The following is a 17,539-nucleotide window of genomic DNA, read 5'->3' as shown; positions in this document are numbered from 1 at the left end:
CATGAACCCGCTGATCGCCTACTTCAAGATTGCCCTGCGTCCCGGTCGTGAGGTCCTGCTGTTTGCGTTGCGTACTGTGGCAGCCGGCTTGCTGTGCCTGTACCTGGCCTTCATCTTCGATCTGGATCAACCGAAGTGGGCCCTGATGACGGTGGTCATCATCAGCCTGCCGTTGGCCGGCATGACGCTCAAGCGCAGCTTCGCCCAAGTGCTGGGGACCGGCGCGGGCGCCGCCGTGGCGGTGGCGATCATGGCGGCGTTCCCGCAGGCGCCGGAGCCGTTCCTGATCTGTCTGGCGTTGTGGCTGGCATTCTGTACGGCGGGCGGCACGCTGCTGCGTTACACGGATTCCCATGCCTTCGTACTGAGCGGATTCACCGCCGTGATTGTCGCCTCACTGGCCATTCCAGAGCCGGACGGGACGCTTCTGCTGGCCATCACGAGGCTGACGGAAACCCTCCTGGCCGTGGCCTGTGTCGGTTTCGTCAGCCTGCTCACCGCTCGCCCGCAGGCCGTAGCCAATGGTTACTTCGCCAAGGTCGACAGCCTGGTCAAGCTCATCGCCGTTCACGCCGCCGCGGTGGTCCGAACCGATGAGGATGAGGCCGCCTTTCGCCAGCGGCAGGCACAATTGGTCACCGAGATCAGCGCGCTGGAAAGCTTGCGCCGCCATCTCTACTTTGACGCGCCGCACCTGCGCAGCGCCGATGGCCTGGTGCAACTGTTCGCCAATCAACTGGTCCTGCTGACGTCACGCCTGCTGGTCCTGCGGCAGCAGCGCGAACTGATCCGGCTGCACTGGCAAGGGCCGCTGCCAGCCGACATCCAGCTGCTGCGCCAGCGCGAACTGGCCAGCCTGGACGAGTTGGGGCGTGATGGCATGGCCCTGCCGCCGGCCAGCCGGGCCGCGCTTCGGAGTATTCACCAGGGTTTCGATGAATCTGCCGATCGGGCCGAGTTCCTCACCGAACCGCTGCCCACCCACCTGCGCTCCCTGGCCTGGGCGTTGCGCTGGGAGCAGGCCCGCCTGCTGCAGCAACTGGATGAGCTGATAGAGCTCAACGAGGCCATCCAGCAGGGTAGAGCGGCCAGTTGCCCCTATGGACGGGGTGGCCTGAATGCGCTCCACCTGGACTTCCGCCTGGCTGGCATGAATGCCGTGCGTGCCTTCCTGGCGCTTTCCCTCGCGGGCTACCTCTGGATCGAGACGGCCTGGGACGGGGCGCGGGCCGGTCTGATCCTGGTGGCGGTCATGTGCTCGCTGATGGCCACTTTCCCGCGCCCGTTGCTGGCCAGCCAGAACTACAACAGAGGGCTGGTGGTGGCCATCGGTCTGTCGGCGATCTATCAGTTTGCCTTGCTGCCGATCTTTGGTGACTTCGAGATGCTCGCGCTCTGTCTGGCGCCCTTGCTCTATCTGGTGGCGGTTGGATTGGCCAGCCCCATGACCGCCGGCATCGGCATGGGCATCGGTCTGGTCACCCTGTTGATGGTCGGTCCGCAGAATGTCCTGATCTATCACAACACCGCGATGCAGTGGTTCGAGTTCGCCGGGGCCTATCTGGCAGGCGGGCTTCTCTCGATGGTGGTGTTCGCACTGGTGTTTCCCTTCAATCCAGAGCAACGGATCGCCTGGCTATTCCGCGCTACCCGCGAGGAGGTCAGCCGGCAGGTCACCGGGACGACAAGCCCGGCCGGGCAATTCGATTTCGAGAGCCGCATGCTGGATCGACTCGCGATCATGATCAGTCTGCTGCCAGCAACCACTGACCCACGCTCGCGAGAGGTTTTCGAATGCAACCTGATGTGCGTCGGCCTGGCGGTGGCCCTGGTGCAAGCGAATGCACAACTGGCAAGCAGCAAGGCGCTGCCAACGGAGCTGCGCGCTGCGTTGCAACAGGGACTGCGGGATATGGCCGATTACATAGGCGGATTCCGGGTCGTCGACCTGAACGGACTGCTGCAGGAAATGCAGCAGATAGGCCAGTCGATGGACGCGCTTCATGAGGCGCACCTGAGCCATGGCCGTGAAGAGTTGCGAAAGCTGTTCATCATGCGCGTCGCGTTGTCGATCGCAGTGGCGTTGTTGCAGCGCTACCACCCTCTGATGGATTTGCCGGGGCCGTTGCCGCGAGAGGAGGGCGCCTATGCCCGCTGATTTCGAACTGGGCGGCGTCTACCTGCCGCCGATTGCCCAGGTGCTGCTGCTGAGCCTGCCGCTGTTCCTGCTACTCGATGCCCTGTTGCGGCGTCTGGGCGTCCTCGCATTCGCCTGGCATCCGGCGTTGTTCCAGGGCGCCTTGTATGCGGCGATCTGCGCGGTTCTGGTGCTATTGATGGGAGTGAGTGTGTGAAATGCCTGCGATGAAACCCTTGCTGTCCAGGACGCTGACCCTGGTCACAGTGCTCGTTGCATTTGGCCTTGGCTGGTACGCCTGGGAACATTACACCCGGTCCCCATGGACCCGTGATGCCCGGGTGCGGGCCGATGTGGTGACGCTTGCCGCCGAGGTGAGCGGGCGCATTGTCGAGCTGCCATTGCGTGACAACCAGTTCGTCAAGAAGGGCGACCTGCTCCTGCAGATAGATCCCGCCCGCTACGAGCTGGCCGTGCTGCATGCGCAGCGGGCGGTGGAAGTGGCGCGCGCCGCACTGGGGCAATCGCAGGCGTCCATCGTCGCCAACCAGGCGCTGCTGAGGCAGCGGCGAAGCGAGGAGCAGCGCCGCCAGAAACTGAGGCTGAGCTCGGCGATATCCAACGAAGAGTGGGAAAAGGCCAGCACCGATGTTGACATCGCAGAGGCCGGCCTGCTCAGGGAGCAGTCCAACCTGGGCCTGGCACAGGCCAACGTTCAGCTTGCCGAGGCTTCGTTGCAACAGGCGCGCCTGGATCTGGAGCACACCCGATTGCTGGCGCCGGTGAGCGGCTATGTCACCAACCTGTTGACGCGCAAAGGCGATTTCGCCCAGCCGGGAGCGCCGCTGCTGGCCCTGGTGGACAGCGACTCCTTCCATGTCAGTGGGTACTTCGAGGAAACCAAGCTGCCGCGCATCCACGTCGGTAGCCGGGCGCGGATCGTGTTGATGAGCGGGGAGGAGTTGGAGGGCACGGTGGAAAGCATCGCCTTCGCCATCACCGATCGCGAGAATCTCCCGGGCAGCCGCCTGCTGGCGAACGTCAACCCGAGTTACACCTGGATAAAGCTCGCCCAACGGGTCCCGGTCCGCCTGCGCCTGGCCCCGCGCCCTGAAGGGGCCCAGCCGCTGCGGGCCGGAACCACCGCCACCGTCACCATTCTCGAATAGGTCCGCAATGATGCATGCAGCTATGCGATTGGACATGTCGCCATGTTCGATCTGAACGAGCTTTACCTGTACGCCAAGGTTGTCGAACACGGCGGGTTTGCCCCCGCTGGCCGTAAGCTGGGCCTGCCAAAGTCCCGATTGAGCCGCCGTGTTTCCATGTTGGAAGAGCGCCTGGGCGTACGCCTGATTCAGCGCTCGACCCGACATTTTTCCGTGACCGAAGTCGGCCTGGAGTATTACCACCATTGCGTGGCGATGCTGGCGCAGGCCCGTGCGGCCGAGGACGCGATAGAGCGGAACCGGGCCGAACCACGCGGCGTCGTTCGAATCGCTTGTACGACGCCTTTGCTGCACGCGAGACTCGCACCCATGCTGGCGGAATTCATGGCCCAGTGTCCGGTGGTGGAACTGCTGGTCAAGAGTCTGAATCGCCGCGTCGACGTCATCAGCGAAGGCTTCGATCTGGTGCTGAGCGTCCGCCACCAGCCGCTGGAAAGCAGTGACCTGGTCATGCGGACATTGGCGCAGAGCCGTCAGTGCCTGGTGGCGGCACCCTCCGTTCTTTCCGGGCATGTCGGTACCTTCGGGCCGGCTGACCTGTCCGGACTGCCGATCCTGTGCTGGGGCCCGAAAGTCCAGGACTACAGCTGGGAGTTCGACGGACCGGAGGGAGCCGTGGCTTCCATTCATTTTCGCCCGCGCATGGTCTCCGATGATGTGGCCGTGCTACGGGAAGGCGCATTGGTGGGCGTAGGGGTCGCGCTGCTGCCTGAGGAACTCGTGACGGCCGACCTGGCGAGCGGCCGGCTGGTGAATGTACTCGACGGCTGGGTCCCCCGGACGGGGGAGGTCGTCGCCATCTTCCCCTCGCGACGCGGCCTGATGCCGTCCGTGCGCAAGCTGATCGATTTTCTCGCCGAAGCGTTCAAGCATGAGTCGATGACGCTGCATCCGAGCACTGTGACACCCGTGCTGCAGTAGGCGGGCTGCGGCTTCCTGGCGCGGAAGATCCGGCAGCGGAGTCTTCTCCTGGGCGGAGGGCAGGGGAGGCAACTGCAGGTGCTGGCAATCGGCCAGAGGCACGATGAGCAGCAGTCCGATCGCATAGCCAAGCTGCGTCAGCATGGTGATCAGGCTGGCCTGCGTTGGCACCAGGCCGAATGACGAGGCCATCTGCGACAGCAGTGGCTGATGGTAGTAGATGGTCGAGACGGCAAGCGCGCAGCTCACCGCCATCATGACAATCAGGCGACCGGAAATTCCGGTCGCGATCGTGGACGGTTCGGACATGGCGCGCGCCCTTCAGTGTTGTTGCAGTGCCAGGAGGAGCTCGCGCGTGTCGACGATGCTGTGTGCAAACGTGGGGCCGTTCAACTCATGAGCGGCATGCATCATCTCGTGTCGGAAGGCTGCTGTGGCGTCGCGTACGAGTGTGACGTGGTAACCGAGTTCCGAGGCGTATCGCGCTGTCGATTCGATGCAGGTATTGGCCAGCAGACCGACGACAATGACGTGGGTGATGCCTTTCTGCTTGAGGCGGAAATCCAGGTCGGTGTTGGCGAACCCGCTCGACCCCCAATGCTCCGCGGCGATGATGTCTCCGTCCCTCGGTGCAAAGTCGGGGTGCCACTCACCGCCCCATTCGCCGCGGGCGAAGTGATGGCCCTGCATGATCTTGCGCTGGTTCGGGCTCGGGTGCGCCCAAGTCTCGTAATCGCCAGGCTCCCAGCGGCGATGCGGCACTATCACCACCTGAATGCCGCGTTCGCGCACTGCGCGATCCAGTGCCCGCAGGTTGTCGAGCAGACCGACCTGTGTGGCGATGGGCTCGATGAGGGGATAGACGCTGCCCCCTTCGGAGAGGAAGTCGTTGTAGGGATCGACCAGCAGATAAGCCGTTGTGCCGATAGGATAGGCGGTGTGCGACATGATGGATTCCTCGCCGTTTGAGGGTGATCAGTCGTCCCTGGTTTGACAGCGTCCGTCAAAGCTATGAAAATCATATCAGCAAAATCTGAAAATGGAAGTACCCATGCCTAGCCCGAACAAATCCGTTGAAACCCTATGCCCGGTCGCCCGTGCCGAGGACCTGGTCGGAGATCGCTGGACTGTGCTGATCCTGCGTGAGTTGTTCATGGGCGTCCGTCGCTTCGACGAGATCCAGGCGCAGACCGGTGCAACGCCGCAGATGGTCGCAACGCGTCTGAAACAGATGGAGGCCGACGGCCTGGTGGTGCGCATGCCGTACAGCAAAAGGCCGCTGCGCTACGAGTATCAGCTAAGTGCGAAGGGTGAAGCCTTCTACCCCGTGATCCTGGCACTGCGTGCCTGGGGTGAGCAGTGGTGCAAGTCGCCGACTGAGGGGCTGGCGGTCAGGTTGATGCACAGTTGCGGGCAACCGTCGGGCCTTGGCCCCTTGTGCGACGGATGTGGCCAGTTGCTGCGGCGGGAGGACTTGGTGGGAGAGCTGAGCCCCGCATACACCAACGAGCGCGACAGCCGGCTGGAAGCCTTCAGAATCGCCAGGAGCGGGGCTCAGGAAAAACAGGACTGACTGTGCGCCTGGTCTATGCGAGGGGATCAGCGATGCATGGCTGAGTCAGGTCGTGCAGAACGACGGCCTTTATATTCCTGCGTCAGGCGCCGATCAACCGCCTGACGGTAACGGGCCTGATGGTCAGATTGCTCGGCATACTGCTGCTTGCACGGCCCTTGAGTAGCGCTGCCAACGACAACAATGTCAGCGATGTCCTCTACAGGGTGGCAAGATCTTTGAGCCTGGGCTGTACCCCCTTATGGGCGCAGAGGGATGTACTGATGATGTGCAAGGATCATCCGACCACTTGCCGCTGTACCGGCAGGAGAAAATCCTTGGCCGTGCGGGCCTGGCTATCGCTCGCTCGACGCTCGCGCAGTGGGTGGGGCAAACCGGTGTTCAACTTCAACCACTGATTGATGCACTACGCGAAGCGGTACTGGTCCAGCGCGTTTCCACGCTAATGAAACGCCGGTGCAGAGGATTGGCTGTTGCCCTGCAAAGGCCTTGGTGACCAGATCGTCACCGTTCAGGTCAGACAGGTTGCGTATTCGCTAAGCGGTACCGCCACCGTACCGGCCCCTAGTCCTGTTGGACGATGTTGCTACCGGGAGGGAGGGAGAACAATCCTGCCAGTTCCTGGGCACGCCAGGCTGCTGGCGTTATTGGTTTTCGACCTGGGCAGTAACCGCTGCACTGACAATTAGAACAACAAAGGGTTAGCCATGCAGAACAACAACGTTCAGGCCATTGCGCCGTCCCCCTTCAGCCCGCTGACCATCGGCCCGCTGACACTGCGCAACCGTTTCATCAAGTCCGCCACCAACGAGGGCATGTCCCCCAGCGGCATTCCGAGCAAACAGCTGGCCAAGTTCCATGGCGACATCGCTGCCGGTGGCGTGGGCATGACCACGCTGGCCTACTGTGCCGTCAGCCCGGATGGCTGCACGCTGCCGAACCAGATCGTCCTCGACCAGGATAGACTTCCGCACCTGCGCGTGCTCACCGACGCCGTGCACCGCCATGGCGCCGCGGCTTCGGCACAGATCACCCACGGCGGCTGCTTCACCTTCCTGCCGCCGCACCAGACTGCGCGTCCGCTGTCCGCCAGCGGCGGCTTCAACAAGGTCGGCATGCTCAGCGGTATGTTCCGCAAGCAGGCGATGACCGAAGTCGACATGCTGCGGGTCGCTGACGAATTCGTGCGCGGCGCGCGGCTGGTTCGCGAGGCCGGCTTCGACGCAGTTGAACTGCACATGGGCCATGGTTATCTGCTCAGCCAGTTCATCTCGCCGTTGTACAACAAGCGCCGCGACCAGTATGGCGGCAGCCTGGACAATCGCCTGCGCTTCCCCAGCCTGGTGCTGCGCAAGGTGCTCGATGCGGTCGGCAAGGACCTGGCGGTGGTGTGCAAGTTCAGCATCACCGAGGGCGTGCGGGCCGGCAATACCGCCGAGGACGGCGCCGCCATCGCCCGTATCCTCGAACGTGAGGGTGCGCACCTGCTGGTGTTGAGCGCGGGGATGAACGTCGAGTCGACGACCACCATGTTCGGCTCCACCTTTCCCAAGGAAAACCGCGTCACCGTCAGCAACCCGATCGTCGCTGCCGGCATGTTCATCCAGAGCCTCATCGAACCCAAGGTGGAGTTCCGCGAGCTGTACCTGCTCGAGCATGCCCGCAAGGTCCGGGCGGCAGTGAAGATGCCGCTGGCCTATCTGGGTGGGGCCAAGAGCCTGGCCGGGATCGAGCGACTGATGGCCGAGGGCTTCGATGCCGTGACCATGGGGCGCGTGCTGATCGCCGAGCACGACTATGTCAACAAGCTGCAGTCGGGCATCAGTCGCGACTCGATCTGCACCGCCTGCAATCGCTGCGTGGCGATGATGTATACCCCGGGCGGCACCTCCTGCGTGCTGGGACAACCCGGTGATCCGCAGCTCAACAGCCAGGGCGCCGCGTCCTGATTCCGGGCGCGTCCGGCACTGGACAGGCGCGCATTTTCCCCTCGCCAGGAGTAAAGCAATGCCTACTACTGTGATAACCGGTTCCGCGTCGGGAATCGGCGCTGCTACCCGTCAGTTGCTCGAGTCCGCCGGCCATGAGGTCGTGGGTGTGGATTTGCGCAATGCCGACATCAATGGCGATCTGTCCAGTCCCGAGGGGCGCCAGCACGTGTTGGATGCGCTGCTTGAGCGCCTGGGCGGTCGCCTTGACAGCATGGTGCTGTGCGCCGGTCTGGGACCGCAGGTGAAACCGGAGAGCCTGATCAGTTCGGTCAATTATTTCGGCGCAGTGGAACTGCTCGACGGCCTGCTGCCGCTGTTGCGCGGCGGCCAGTCGCCGGCGGTGGTGGTGATCTCCTCCACCGCCTCGGTGGATATCGACTGGGAGACCAATCCCCTGGCAGCGGCCTTTGAGGCTGGAGATGAGGTGAAGGTCGGCGAGGGCGTGATGGCCGCTGGCGACCAGGCCGGCTACCTGGCCTATTCGGCCTCGAAGAATGCCCTCACCGTGGCGGTGCGCCGCCGCGTGCGGGAGTGGGGTCAGGTCGGCGTGCGCCTCAATAGCATCGCCCCGGGGGCCACCCAAACGCCGCTGCTGCAGGCTGGCATGCAGGATGCGCGCTTCGGCCAGGCGATCCGCGACTATGTCTCGCCGCTGGGGCGAAACGCCGAACCGAGTGAAATAGCGGCGGTGGTGGCGTTCCTGCTTAGCCCGCAAGCCAGCTTCATCCATGGCGCGCAGCTGTTTGTCGATGGTGGTATCGACGCCCAGATCCGGCCGACGCGGTTCTGAAAGCAGGGCATCCTTGCCGTCAGCGAAAACGTGCTGCTGGTCACCGCAGCACTTTGCATCGTGATCGCCATTATTTCGGTCAGCCAACGTGCGCTCCGCTGAATGGATCGTGCTTGAACGCAGGCCGCGCGGCCATCCGCGAACGGGTGCCCCGGTCATTTGCCAGCTCATTACCGTCAACAAGAGAGTTCATGATGTCGACGACCGACAATCAGACGCCGCCCTGTGAGCATCCGGCCAATCCGTACAGCAGGTGCCCCCAGAGGAGCACCTGACATTCCTCACCCGGCTTCCAAGTCCGCGGGCGCGTCCCCCCCAGAGCAGGGGGGGACACAGCCTGGCCCAGTCAGCCGCGAACGAACTTCAACAGTTCCTGATTGACCACTTCGGCATGTGTCGCGCACATCCCGTGCGGGTACTTCTCAAATACTTTCAGGGTTCCATTCTTCAGCAACTTGATCGACAGCAGCGCGGAGTCGGCAATAGGAACGACCTGGTCGTCGTCACCGTGCATGACCAGGGTCGGTACGGTGATCGCCCGCAGGTCATCGGTAAAATCGGTCTCGGAGAAGGCTTTGATGCAGTCATAGTGGGCGTTTGCCGCGCCGGCCATGCCTTGTCGCCACCAGTTCTGGATCAAACCTTGCGAAACGACGGCACCTGGGCGGTTGAAGCCGTAGAACGGGCCACTGGCGACATCCAGATAGAATTGCGACCTGTTGGCTGCCAGTTGCTTGCGGAAGTCGTCGAACACTTCGATGGGAAGACCGCCTGGATTTGCCGGGGTCTTCACCATGATGGGCGGCACCGCGCCGATCAGGACAAGTTTGGCCACGCGCTTCTCGACCTGCCCATACCGGGCTACATAGCGAGTCGCCTCGCCGCCACCGGTCGAATGACCGATATGCACAACGTTGCGCAGATCCAGATGCTGCACCAGTGCGGCGACGTCTGCCGCGTAGTGGTCCATGTCGTGGCCGTCGCTAGCCTGAGAAGACCGGCCGTGACCGCGCCGATCGTGTGCGATGACGCGATAGCCCAGGCCAACGAAGAACAGGGCCTGGCTATCCCATTCGTCACCGCTGAGCGGCCACCCATGGTGGAGCACGATTGGCTGGCCGCTCTTCGGACCCCAGTCCTTGTAGAAGATTTCAACGCCATCTCGGGTGGTCACTTTGCTCAAGGTCAGGGTTCCGTGGTTGATGGAGGAAGAAGGGTCGGATGAGAGTGCAGCAAAGGTCGCCGAGGGTAGGGCAGCCAGGGCCGCGGCGCTCAATCCGAGCAGTAGAAAATCTCGCCTATCCGGGCTGATGGGCCCAACGTTCGTGGTATCGCTCATGGGTGACTCCGCGTCAGTCAGCTGACACAGGAGCCCTGAAGACTCCCGTGTCTGGTCGGTAGGTTGATCGGCCCAACGGTCAGCGTCCTTCCAGCTTTTGCACGACCTCGTCGGTGGTCACCAGGCCGTTGGCGATGTAGCGGAAGTTGACCAGTGCGCTGCCGTATCCGTCGCCGTCGGGAAGCTTCGGGCCGGCGACGGCGTCACGCACGACGACCACCTCGAACCCGCGCTCCAGAAACTCGCGAAGGTGCGATTCGACGCACAGGTTCGAGGCCATGCCGGCAAGGACGATCTTGTCGATCCGCTGCTTGCGCAGCTGCAGCATCAGGTCGTTGCTTTGCGGGCCATACAACTTGTGCGGCGAGGCGACGATGGTCTTGCCGTCTTCGATGACGGGCTTGAACTCCGGCATGAAATCGGCGCCCGAGTTGCGAAAGCCATCCAGCGTCAGGGCGCCCTTGCGATCGAAGAGGCCAAGCTTGTGCTGAACGGTCTCGGCCGGCCCCTCGAACTCCCACTTATGATCGTGGGGGTAGTAGTAGTGCGGCGAGATGGCCACGGTCGCACCGGCCTTCTTGAAGGCCGTGAACAGCCGGCCCAGGTTCGGCACCAGATGCTGCTCGGTAACGCTCTCGCCAAAGACCGGCCAGCCTGCGCCCTTTGGACTCATGAAGTCGATCTGCGGGTCGATCACGACCAGGGCGGTTCGGCTCATGTCCCATTGAAAGGTCGACGCCGGGAGCGCGGGCTTGACCGGATCGGCGTAGGGCTTCTCGGCGGCGAAGCCGATGCCGGGCGCCGCCAGGACGGCCGCCAGCAAGCTGGCGTAGAGCATTTTTCTGGGGTGGGTGCTGTTGAAGGTCATTTTGCGTGTCCTCAAAGAAGGGGGCGCGGCCGGAAATCAGGCGACTGGGATGGCCGGATTTGCGGCAGCCAGGGCAGCGGCGCGGTCAGCGGCCGGTGGGTAGATCCAGATGGTGTTGATCTGGGTCTTGAGCTCCTTGGCTTCATGCTTGACCAGCTTGAGCTGGCGATCCCAGCCCTCGGTGAAGGCCGCCCCCCAGGCACCGAGGTCGAGGCAGGTCACGTACTTAGGCTGGCGGTAGGGTGTCGGTTCGATCCCCAGCAGGTCGGCGGCGGCGTTGTTGCCGGCATGGCGGCCCAGGCAGATGGCGTGCTGGCAGGACATCGCCGCGAAGTTGCCAACGTCATCGGTTGCGGCGTAGGCCACATCGCCGGCAGCGAACACGTTGTCCTGGCCGAACACCTTGAGGTTGTCGTCCACGTGCAGTCGGCCCTGCGGGTCGCGCACAGCTGTCAGATGCTCGGTGAGGGGGCTGGCGCGGAAGCCAACGGTCCAGATCACGGTACTGGCCTCGATCCGGGTACCGTCCGCCAGGGTCACACCGTCGGCATCCACAGAGGACACGCTTGCATTGACGACCCATTCGACGTTCAGGTGATTGGAGGCCTCGACGATGGGGCCGCGAATGTCATCGCCCAGGACGGCGGCGATTTGGGCGCCACGATCCACAATCACGACCCGCACATCGCTGTCCGCACCCAGTACGGCACGCAGCCGCTCGGGCATCTCCGTGGCCGTCTCGATGCCAGTGAAGCCACCGCCGGCGACCACTACGGTATTGCGCGCCGGAGTGTACGGGCGGTCCTTGAGGGACTTGAGGTGGTTTTCCAGGCGAACCGCGCCTTCGATCTGATCCACGTCGAAGGTGAACTGGTGGATGCCGGCCAGGCCAGGGCGATGCAACTGGCTGCCCGTCGCCAGCACCAGGCGATCGTAGCCCAGGGTGGCCGACATGCCGGATTCGTCGTCATAGCGGACGGTCCGGTGCTGTTCGTTGATGCCCTGGACGGTGCCCTTGATGAAACGGATGCCCACGGCGTCGAACAGGTCGCCCAGTGGAGCGAACATCTTGTGCACCTCGGGCTCATAGAAGCGCGGGCGCATCCGCAGTTCCGCCTGGGGGGCGAGCACGCTGATCTCCACATCGTTGCGATCGTGCATGTCCAACAGGCGGGCGGCGCTCAAGGCGCTCCAGACGCCACCAAACCCCGCACCAATGACCAGAATGTGCTGCTTCATGACTTGCTCCTCGAATAAGGATGATTGGCCTCGAAGAATCTTCTTCAAGTTGATCGCGACGACATGGGAGTTGTTTTTAAACGCGTGAAAAAGTTCAGTCGTTCAAGTCGTTCGCTGTTGGGCAATCTTATTCGCGGGTCTTTTTGCAGACACTTCTACGTGAGGATTGAACAAGTAAGCCTAGGTCTCTTGCATATATACGAAGGTATATGCAGGAGGGCTGCAGAAAAGCGCTGAAGTCAGTCGCTATTCAATCCAAGTGCCTCCGCCATGCGCACCAAGTCGGCAAACGTGCGCGCATTCATCTTGCGCATGGCCTGGCCACGATGGGTCTTCACGGTGATTTCACTCAGCCCGATCTCCCCGGCGATCTGTTTGTTCATCAGACCAGACACGGCCAGTGCCATGACCTTTCGCTCTCGGGCGCTGAGGGTTTCGTAGCGAATGCGCAGCACCTGCATGCCTTGTTCGGATTCGCGGCGCTGGTGGTCCCGTGCAAGGGCAAGCGAAACGGCGTCGATCAGGTCCTGGTCGCGGAAAGGCTTGGTGAGGAAGTCGACGGCGCCGGCCTTCATGGCGCGCACGGTCATGGCGATATCGCCGTAGCCGGTCATGAAGATGATGGGCAGGTGGATGTCGGACGAAGCCAGGTAACTCTGGAAGTCCAGCCCGCTGGCACCCTGGAGGCGTACATCCAGGACCATGCAACTAGGCACATCGGGGCGGGTGAAGGACATGAAGTCGCTGGCGGTGGCGAACAATCCGACCCGTAGGCCGATGGAGCGTAACAGGCTGCCCACGGACTCTCGGAGCATGCTGTCGTCATCCACGACATAGACGAAGGGCTCGGCGCCGGTGGTACTGCTGTTCATGGCTGAGCTGTGTTCCTTGTTGATAGAGGCTGATGACACCTCGGCGGGCAAATCCTAAGAGGAACGCAGTCGACCGCCTATGCCAAATATCCCTTGGTTTTTGCCATGCGCACCCATGCAGCGATACCCGCGTATAGAGGCACAGTCCGAAGAGATGGCGAAGGCGACCCGACGTACAAGTGACTGGGTGTGAGCCCCTGCATAAGCTGACCTGGCGCCGGCTGGTTCCTGCGGATGCGGACGCGGTGTGCGGCTGCCACAGGAATCCACTTGCCTGGAGTGCCTGGAGGCGCTGAATGCCATGAACAGAAATGACCTGCGGCGTACCGATATCAATCTTCTGGTTGTCTTCGAAACCATGATGCGCGAGCGCAACGTCACGCGGGTGGGGGAGAAGCTGTTCCTTGGCCAGCCCACCATCAGCTCCGCCCTTGGTCGTTTGCGATCGATGTTCAACGACCCTCTGTTCATTCGCACAGGGCGAGTGATGGAGCCCACGGCGCGGGCCGAGGAGATCCACGCCCGGCTGGCGCCGGCCCTGGACGGCATCGCTGCTGCCCTGAGCTGCTTCCAGGATTTCGATCCACTGACCTGCGATGCGGCTTTCCATATCGGGCTCTCGGATGATGTGGAGTACGCCCTGCTGCCGATGCTGATGCGGCATCTGCGGGACGAGGCGCCCAACATCACCCTGGTGGTGCGTCGGACGGACCAGTGGCAACTGCCGCAGCTGCTCATGGCTGGCGAAATTTCCCTTGGTGTCAGCCATACCCGCGATCTGCCAGCCAATGCCCGACGCAAGCAACTGCGGACGATACGGCCCATGCTGCTGCGGGCGGACGGGGCAGTCGGGACCCTTGGCCTGGACGACTTCTGCAGGCGTCCCCATGTGGTTGTGTCGTCCGTGGGCAATGTGATCGACGAAGTCGACCATGCCCTGAGCCGGTTGGGGCGGCAGCGCAAGGTGGTACTGGCGGTACCACAGTTCAGCGCGTTGCCAGCACTCCTTGCCGGCAGCGACATGCTGGCCGTGGTGCCGGATTACGTGGCCCTCGCTATGGTGCGTCGGGACCTGCGCGCGCAGTTCGCGCCCCTGGAGCTGCCGGAGCGCGACCTGTCGATAGCCTGGCACGGCACGAGTCATGATGACCCTCGGGAGCGTTGGCTGCGCTCGCGCTTCAGCTTCCATCTGGGCCAGCAATGGGAATGGCCCAGGGCGGTCGCTTGAGCCGGTCAGGGCATTGCAGCGACCGTGCTCAATCGGCCCGGGAGAAGCGGCTTCGGTAATCCCGCGGGGAGATGGAGAGGTTGCGCTGGAAGGTGTTGCGCATCCGATCTTCGTCGCCAAACCCGCAAAGCCGCGCGATCCGATCGATGTTCCGGGATGAGTTCTCCAGCATCCGCCGAGCCGCCTCCAGACGAAACAGTTCCAGGGCTTTGGCGGGGGAGCGGCCGGTTTTCTGCTTGTAGACCCGGGAGAAATTGCGCGGGCTCATCTGGGCCCGCTGCGCGAGGTCTTCCACCGTAAGCTTTTCATCGCCCAGATTTTCCGCCATCCACAGGTGCAATCCATCGAACACGGCCGCGTCGCGGGACTGCGATTGCAGCAGTGCGCTGTACTGGGCCTGTCCTCCGGGCCGCTTGAGGTACACCACCAGTTGACGGGCCACCTGCATGGATACCTCGCGGCCGCAGTCGGCCTCCACCAGGGCCAGGGCCAGGTCGATACCGGCGGTCACCCCTGCAGAGGTCCAGATCTGGTCCTGCTGGATGAAGATGGCATCGGCGTCCACCTCGACTTCGGGAAATCTCTCGCGCAGGGCGTCGCACATGGCCCAGTGAGTGGCAGCGCGGCGGCCGTCCAGCAGGCCGGCCTTGGCCAGAAGGAAAGCGCCGCTACAGACCGAGGCAATGCGCCGCGCCCGGCCTGCGGCGACGCGAAGCCAGTTCGCCAGTGGCTGGTAGTCGTCGAGGGTCTGACAGATGTCGGGAGCGCCGGGAACGATGAAGGTGTCCACGGGCTGGTCTGGCGATTGCTCCAGTCTCAGCGTGTCCACGGACATGCCTTCCACTGTCTCGATCAGTCCCCCCTCCAGGCTGGAAGTGCGCAATTGGTAGCCCGGTAGGCCCCGTTTCGTCATGGCCCTGGAGGCAGCCCAAAATACGGTTTGGGCACCGCTGAGGTCCAGTAGCGCCATTTGCGGGTAGACCACGAAGACCACCAGGCGAGGCTGGTCCATGGGCTGGAGCGAAGACTCGACGCTGGGCGTGTTCATAGGCCTGCCGTTGTCGGATTCGCGGGGGGGGACATCAGAATTTTATCATTGATCGTCCAAGGCGGCGGTCACGGTTGCAAACGATGACGGCGCCGGGTGGCTTGTTCGATACTCCGGCAGTTGCGGTGGGTTGGCGCTGTCGCTCAGGGAAAATCAGCTCCAGGTCGATGCGACTCCTCGGGGGCCAGCACATGACGCACCCTGGCCGCCAGCAGCCGGCCGGCCTGTCGTGTGTCCTCCAGCCGGAAGGTGTCGAGCGATTCGCTGCGGATCGAGGCGCCCTCCAGCAGTCGGCTGAGGCAGTCGGCCAGACGCTCCAATTCTTCGATGTCCCGCTGGACCCGTGCAATGCAATCCGGGAAGCCAAGGGATGCGGTGTTGTCGAAAAGCAGTTGGGTCTGCAGCGCTTTGGCGTCGGGCAGGTAGCCGCCCAGTCTCGTGATGGGATGAGCAAGCTGGCCCAGTTGGCTGGCTGCCATGAGGGCCATGCTGCGCAGCACATTGCGCAGGGCCCTGAAGCTGAGGCGGCGCAGGAGCCACTGGGCCAGCTGCAGGTCGGCGTGCAGCTCGGCAGTGAGCGCGTACTGTTGCTGCAGCAGCACCACCAGCTCTATCCGAGTGGCGGCCGACAGCTCCCTGACCTGCAGGGAAGCGTGACGACGTTGTCCGCAGGGGAGCCTGGAAAGGCTGTCCTTGGCGTGGTTCATGACGTTCAACCCTCTGCAGTAGTCGACCGTCGGCCCCGCCACAGACGGGGCCGAGCGTTGCTCAGTGGACGCGTTCCACCGCTTCCCGGACGCCAGCGCCATAGGCCTGGTCGGTGTAGAACTTGATGGCAAAGCCACGGATATCACGCTCGGCGTCGGCCGCGCCGCGCTCGCCCGCCACGTTGGAGAAACGCACGAAGACGTCGGTCTTCTTCCCTGCGGTGGCGAACAGAGTGGCTTTGGTGTAGCGGGTGATGTCATGGGTGACAGTGAATGTGCCGTAGGCGCCGGAACCCTTGGCGTGCATGCGCCGTTCCGGAATCACTTCGCGATCGAAATGGGCAAGCTTCTCAAGCAACCAGACATCCTGCAGCAGCGCCGGCCCTCGAGGTCCCGCGGTCTGGGTGCTGTCGTTGTCGACGACGGGAGCACCGGATGCCATGGTGAGTTTGTTCATTTTCTTTTCCTTCTGGTGAACGTTGGTTATCAGGAAGAAGTTGCACTTCGGTATTGATCGGAAGTTCATTCGCAGCAATTGCAAGGTCTTTTTCCCGTTGAACGGGTTGGCCGCGTATTTCCTGATTCAATTGCTGAGAGCAATTCACGATAAACCTTCGGATATGCAGGATCACTTCTACCTGAAGTCGGCGAGTTCATACCCTCGTGCGGAGCCTTGATACTTTCGTTCATCGCTCCCGCCATTGCGTCTCGCCAAAGCGCCCAGGTCCACAACGCAAAACCGTTCGTTCAACGTCGGCGGGATGATGGGAGAAGGGCAAGACAACGAGAGAACTTGTGTCCAAACACACTTCTACGGGAGGTCGGTAGAAATGTGCATGAGGTCAGGCCTGCTATGCGAAGTCAGCTGTTGGTCATCAGGAGACTGATGTGGAACTTCAACTACGCCGTCGGAGGGCGGATTCGACGCATGCAAGAAGCTTGTCGGCCTCGAAAGGCTTGCGTAGTAGGCAGGCGAGCAGGTCCGGAGAAACGTTACCCATGAGGGGCGAAGGCTCGGGGAACGCGGTGATGAAGACGGTTGGAAGGCGAAGCCCCATGGTCACGAGCCTGTCATGCAGTTCGAGGCCGCTCATGCCCGGCATCTGGATATCCGAGATCAGGCAGTGGGTTTCGGCGGGACCGTCGGAGTTCAGGAAGTCCAGGGCATCGCAATAGGTTCGCGCGTGGTATCCGCTGGATCTCAACAAGGCATCCAGTGCCGTACGAACAGATTCGTCGTCATCCACAATTGCAATGACAGCCGTATTGCGAGTTTTAGTTTCCGGCATTTTTGGGGGGGCGCTCACGACGGCGTCTTCGTTCGTTACAACGATACCCGCTCTTGTCACCTGGCAAATTACACCTAGGTATAGTCGGCGCTCTTCGTGAGGCGCTCAGCCACTCGCACCAGTCGGGAACACTTGTCATCAGTAGCTCACCAAGCCCGTGACAGCGGCGTGTCGCACCTGTCGGCACGGGTAGGGTGCCAAGCAATACTCAGGTATGGCTGCCTGAGTCCGGGGGATAGTCCGACCGACTCCAAGTACAAATGACGCCTCGGTTCTCGCCCGCATAAGCTGGTACGCAATTCGGGAAC

The 17,539-nt window shown here is 62.7% G+C and carries 16 protein-coding genes and 2 pseudogenes; 9 read left to right on the top strand and 9 right to left on the bottom strand.

Annotated elements, in window-relative coordinates:
* Position 1: 1 nt before the first annotated feature.
* Genes ACFW0H_RS01335 through ACFW0H_RS01320 form a run of 4 tightly spaced genes read left to right on the top strand, consistent with a single transcriptional unit; the run spans position 2 to position 4,287 of the window.
* Complete coding sequence (locus tag ACFW0H_RS01335; protein ID WP_422912093.1) at positions 2-2,158, top strand: FUSC family protein; 2,157 nt, start codon at positions 2-4, stop codon at positions 2,156-2,158.
* Positions 2,148-2,354, top strand: coding sequence for a DUF1656 domain-containing protein (locus ACFW0H_RS01330; RefSeq protein WP_190833871.1), 207 nt, complete (start codon positions 2,148-2,150; stop codon positions 2,352-2,354). Before ACFW0H_RS01335 ends, ACFW0H_RS01330 begins: the two co-directional genes overlap by 11 nt.
* Positions 2,355-2,364: 10 nt before the next feature.
* The gene (locus ACFW0H_RS01325) at positions 2,365-3,306 is read left to right on the top strand and encodes an efflux RND transporter periplasmic adaptor subunit (RefSeq protein ID WP_422912264.1); all 942 of its coding nucleotides are present in this window, start codon (positions 2,365-2,367) and stop codon (positions 3,304-3,306) included.
* Between the two features lie 42 nt (positions 3,307-3,348).
* Entirely contained in the window at positions 3,349-4,287 is a 939-nt protein-coding gene (locus ACFW0H_RS01320) for a LysR substrate-binding domain-containing protein (RefSeq protein WP_422912092.1), read from the top strand.
* 321 nt (positions 4,288-4,608) lie between these two features.
* On the opposite strand, the gene ACFW0H_RS01315 is transcribed toward ACFW0H_RS01320, so the two are convergent.
* Positions 4,609-5,235, bottom strand: coding sequence for a cysteine hydrolase family protein (locus ACFW0H_RS01315; RefSeq protein ID WP_422912091.1), 627 nt, complete (start codon positions 5,233-5,235; stop codon positions 4,609-4,611).
* 103 nt (positions 5,236-5,338) lie between these two features.
* Here ACFW0H_RS01315 and ACFW0H_RS01310 point away from each other — a divergent pair, with 103 nt between their 5' ends.
* The 4 genes and pseudogenes from ACFW0H_RS01310 to ACFW0H_RS01295 all read left to right on the top strand — a co-directional run bounded on the left by ACFW0H_RS01310 (position 5,339) and on the right by ACFW0H_RS01295 (position 8,641).
* The gene (locus tag ACFW0H_RS01310) at positions 5,339-5,860 is read left to right on the top strand and encodes a winged helix-turn-helix transcriptional regulator (RefSeq protein WP_422912090.1); all 522 of its coding nucleotides are present in this window, start codon (positions 5,339-5,341) and stop codon (positions 5,858-5,860) included.
* Positions 5,861-6,140: 280 nt separating this feature from the next.
* Positions 6,141-6,328, top strand: a pseudogene (locus tag ACFW0H_RS01305) (IS66 family transposase); the annotation flags it as partial.
* 239 nt (positions 6,329-6,567) lie between these two features.
* The gene (locus ACFW0H_RS01300; protein WP_422912089.1) at positions 6,568-7,809 is read left to right on the top strand and encodes an NADH:flavin oxidoreductase; all 1,242 of its coding nucleotides are present in this window, start codon (positions 6,568-6,570) and stop codon (positions 7,807-7,809) included.
* A gap of 58 nt (positions 7,810-7,867) precedes the next feature.
* Positions 7,868-8,641, top strand: coding sequence for an SDR family oxidoreductase (locus tag ACFW0H_RS01295; RefSeq protein ID WP_422912088.1), 774 nt, complete (start codon positions 7,868-7,870; stop codon positions 8,639-8,641).
* Between the two features lie 346 nt (positions 8,642-8,987).
* Here ACFW0H_RS01295 and ACFW0H_RS01290 read toward each other — a convergent pair whose 3' ends face one another.
* The 4 genes from ACFW0H_RS01290 to ACFW0H_RS01275 all read right to left on the bottom strand — a co-directional run bounded on the left by ACFW0H_RS01290 (position 8,988) and on the right by ACFW0H_RS01275 (position 12,959).
* Entirely contained in the window at positions 8,988-9,824 is an 837-nt protein-coding gene (locus tag ACFW0H_RS01290; RefSeq protein ID WP_422912263.1) for an alpha/beta fold hydrolase, read from the bottom strand.
* Positions 9,825-10,059: 235 nt separating this feature from the next.
* Positions 10,060-10,848 (bottom strand): cysteine hydrolase family protein, encoded by a 789-nt coding sequence (locus ACFW0H_RS01285; protein WP_422912087.1) that lies wholly within the window; start codon positions 10,846-10,848, stop codon positions 10,060-10,062.
* 36 nt (positions 10,849-10,884) lie between these two features.
* Positions 10,885-12,087 carry an NAD(P)/FAD-dependent oxidoreductase gene (locus tag ACFW0H_RS01280; protein WP_422912086.1) on the bottom strand — a complete coding sequence of 401 codons (1,203 nt, stop codon included), beginning with the start codon at positions 12,085-12,087 and terminating at the stop codon, positions 10,885-10,887.
* Positions 12,088-12,326: 239 nt separating this feature from the next.
* Positions 12,327-12,959, bottom strand: coding sequence for a response regulator transcription factor (locus ACFW0H_RS01275; RefSeq protein ID WP_422912085.1), 633 nt, complete (start codon positions 12,957-12,959; stop codon positions 12,327-12,329).
* 301 nt (positions 12,960-13,260) lie between these two features.
* Here ACFW0H_RS01275 and ACFW0H_RS01270 point away from each other — a divergent pair, with 301 nt between their 5' ends.
* Entirely contained in the window at positions 13,261-14,187 is a 927-nt protein-coding gene (locus tag ACFW0H_RS01270) for a LysR family transcriptional regulator (protein WP_422912084.1), read from the top strand.
* Positions 14,188-14,215: 28 nt separating this feature from the next.
* Here the strand turns inward: ACFW0H_RS01270 and ACFW0H_RS01265 are convergent, their stop codons facing one another.
* The 4 genes and pseudogenes from ACFW0H_RS01265 to ACFW0H_RS01250 all read right to left on the bottom strand — a co-directional run bounded on the left by ACFW0H_RS01265 (position 14,216) and on the right by ACFW0H_RS01250 (position 17,231).
* Positions 14,216-15,235 (bottom strand): GlxA family transcriptional regulator, encoded by a 1,020-nt coding sequence (locus ACFW0H_RS01265; protein ID WP_422912083.1) that lies wholly within the window; start codon positions 15,233-15,235, stop codon positions 14,216-14,218.
* 143 nt (positions 15,236-15,378) lie between these two features.
* Positions 15,379-15,942, bottom strand: a complete 564-nt coding sequence (locus tag ACFW0H_RS01260) for a hypothetical protein (RefSeq protein WP_422912082.1) — start codon at positions 15,940-15,942, stop codon at positions 15,379-15,381.
* A 106-nt stretch (positions 15,943-16,048) separates the two neighbouring features.
* Positions 16,049-16,399 (bottom strand): annotated as a pseudogene (locus ACFW0H_RS01255) (catalase); the annotation flags it as partial.
* Positions 16,400-16,838: 439 nt separating this feature from the next.
* The gene (locus tag ACFW0H_RS01250) at positions 16,839-17,231 is read right to left on the bottom strand and encodes a response regulator transcription factor (RefSeq protein WP_422912262.1); all 393 of its coding nucleotides are present in this window, start codon (positions 17,229-17,231) and stop codon (positions 16,839-16,841) included.
* Between the last annotated feature and the right edge of the window lie 308 nt (positions 17,232-17,539).

This window comes from Metapseudomonas cellulosilytica, assembly GCF_049334135.1.
Classification (GTDB): domain Bacteria; phylum Pseudomonadota; class Gammaproteobacteria; order Pseudomonadales; family Pseudomonadaceae; genus Metapseudomonas.
The sequence above is the reverse complement of the archived record's forward strand: the minus strand, read 5'-3'. Positions and strand labels throughout refer to the sequence as shown.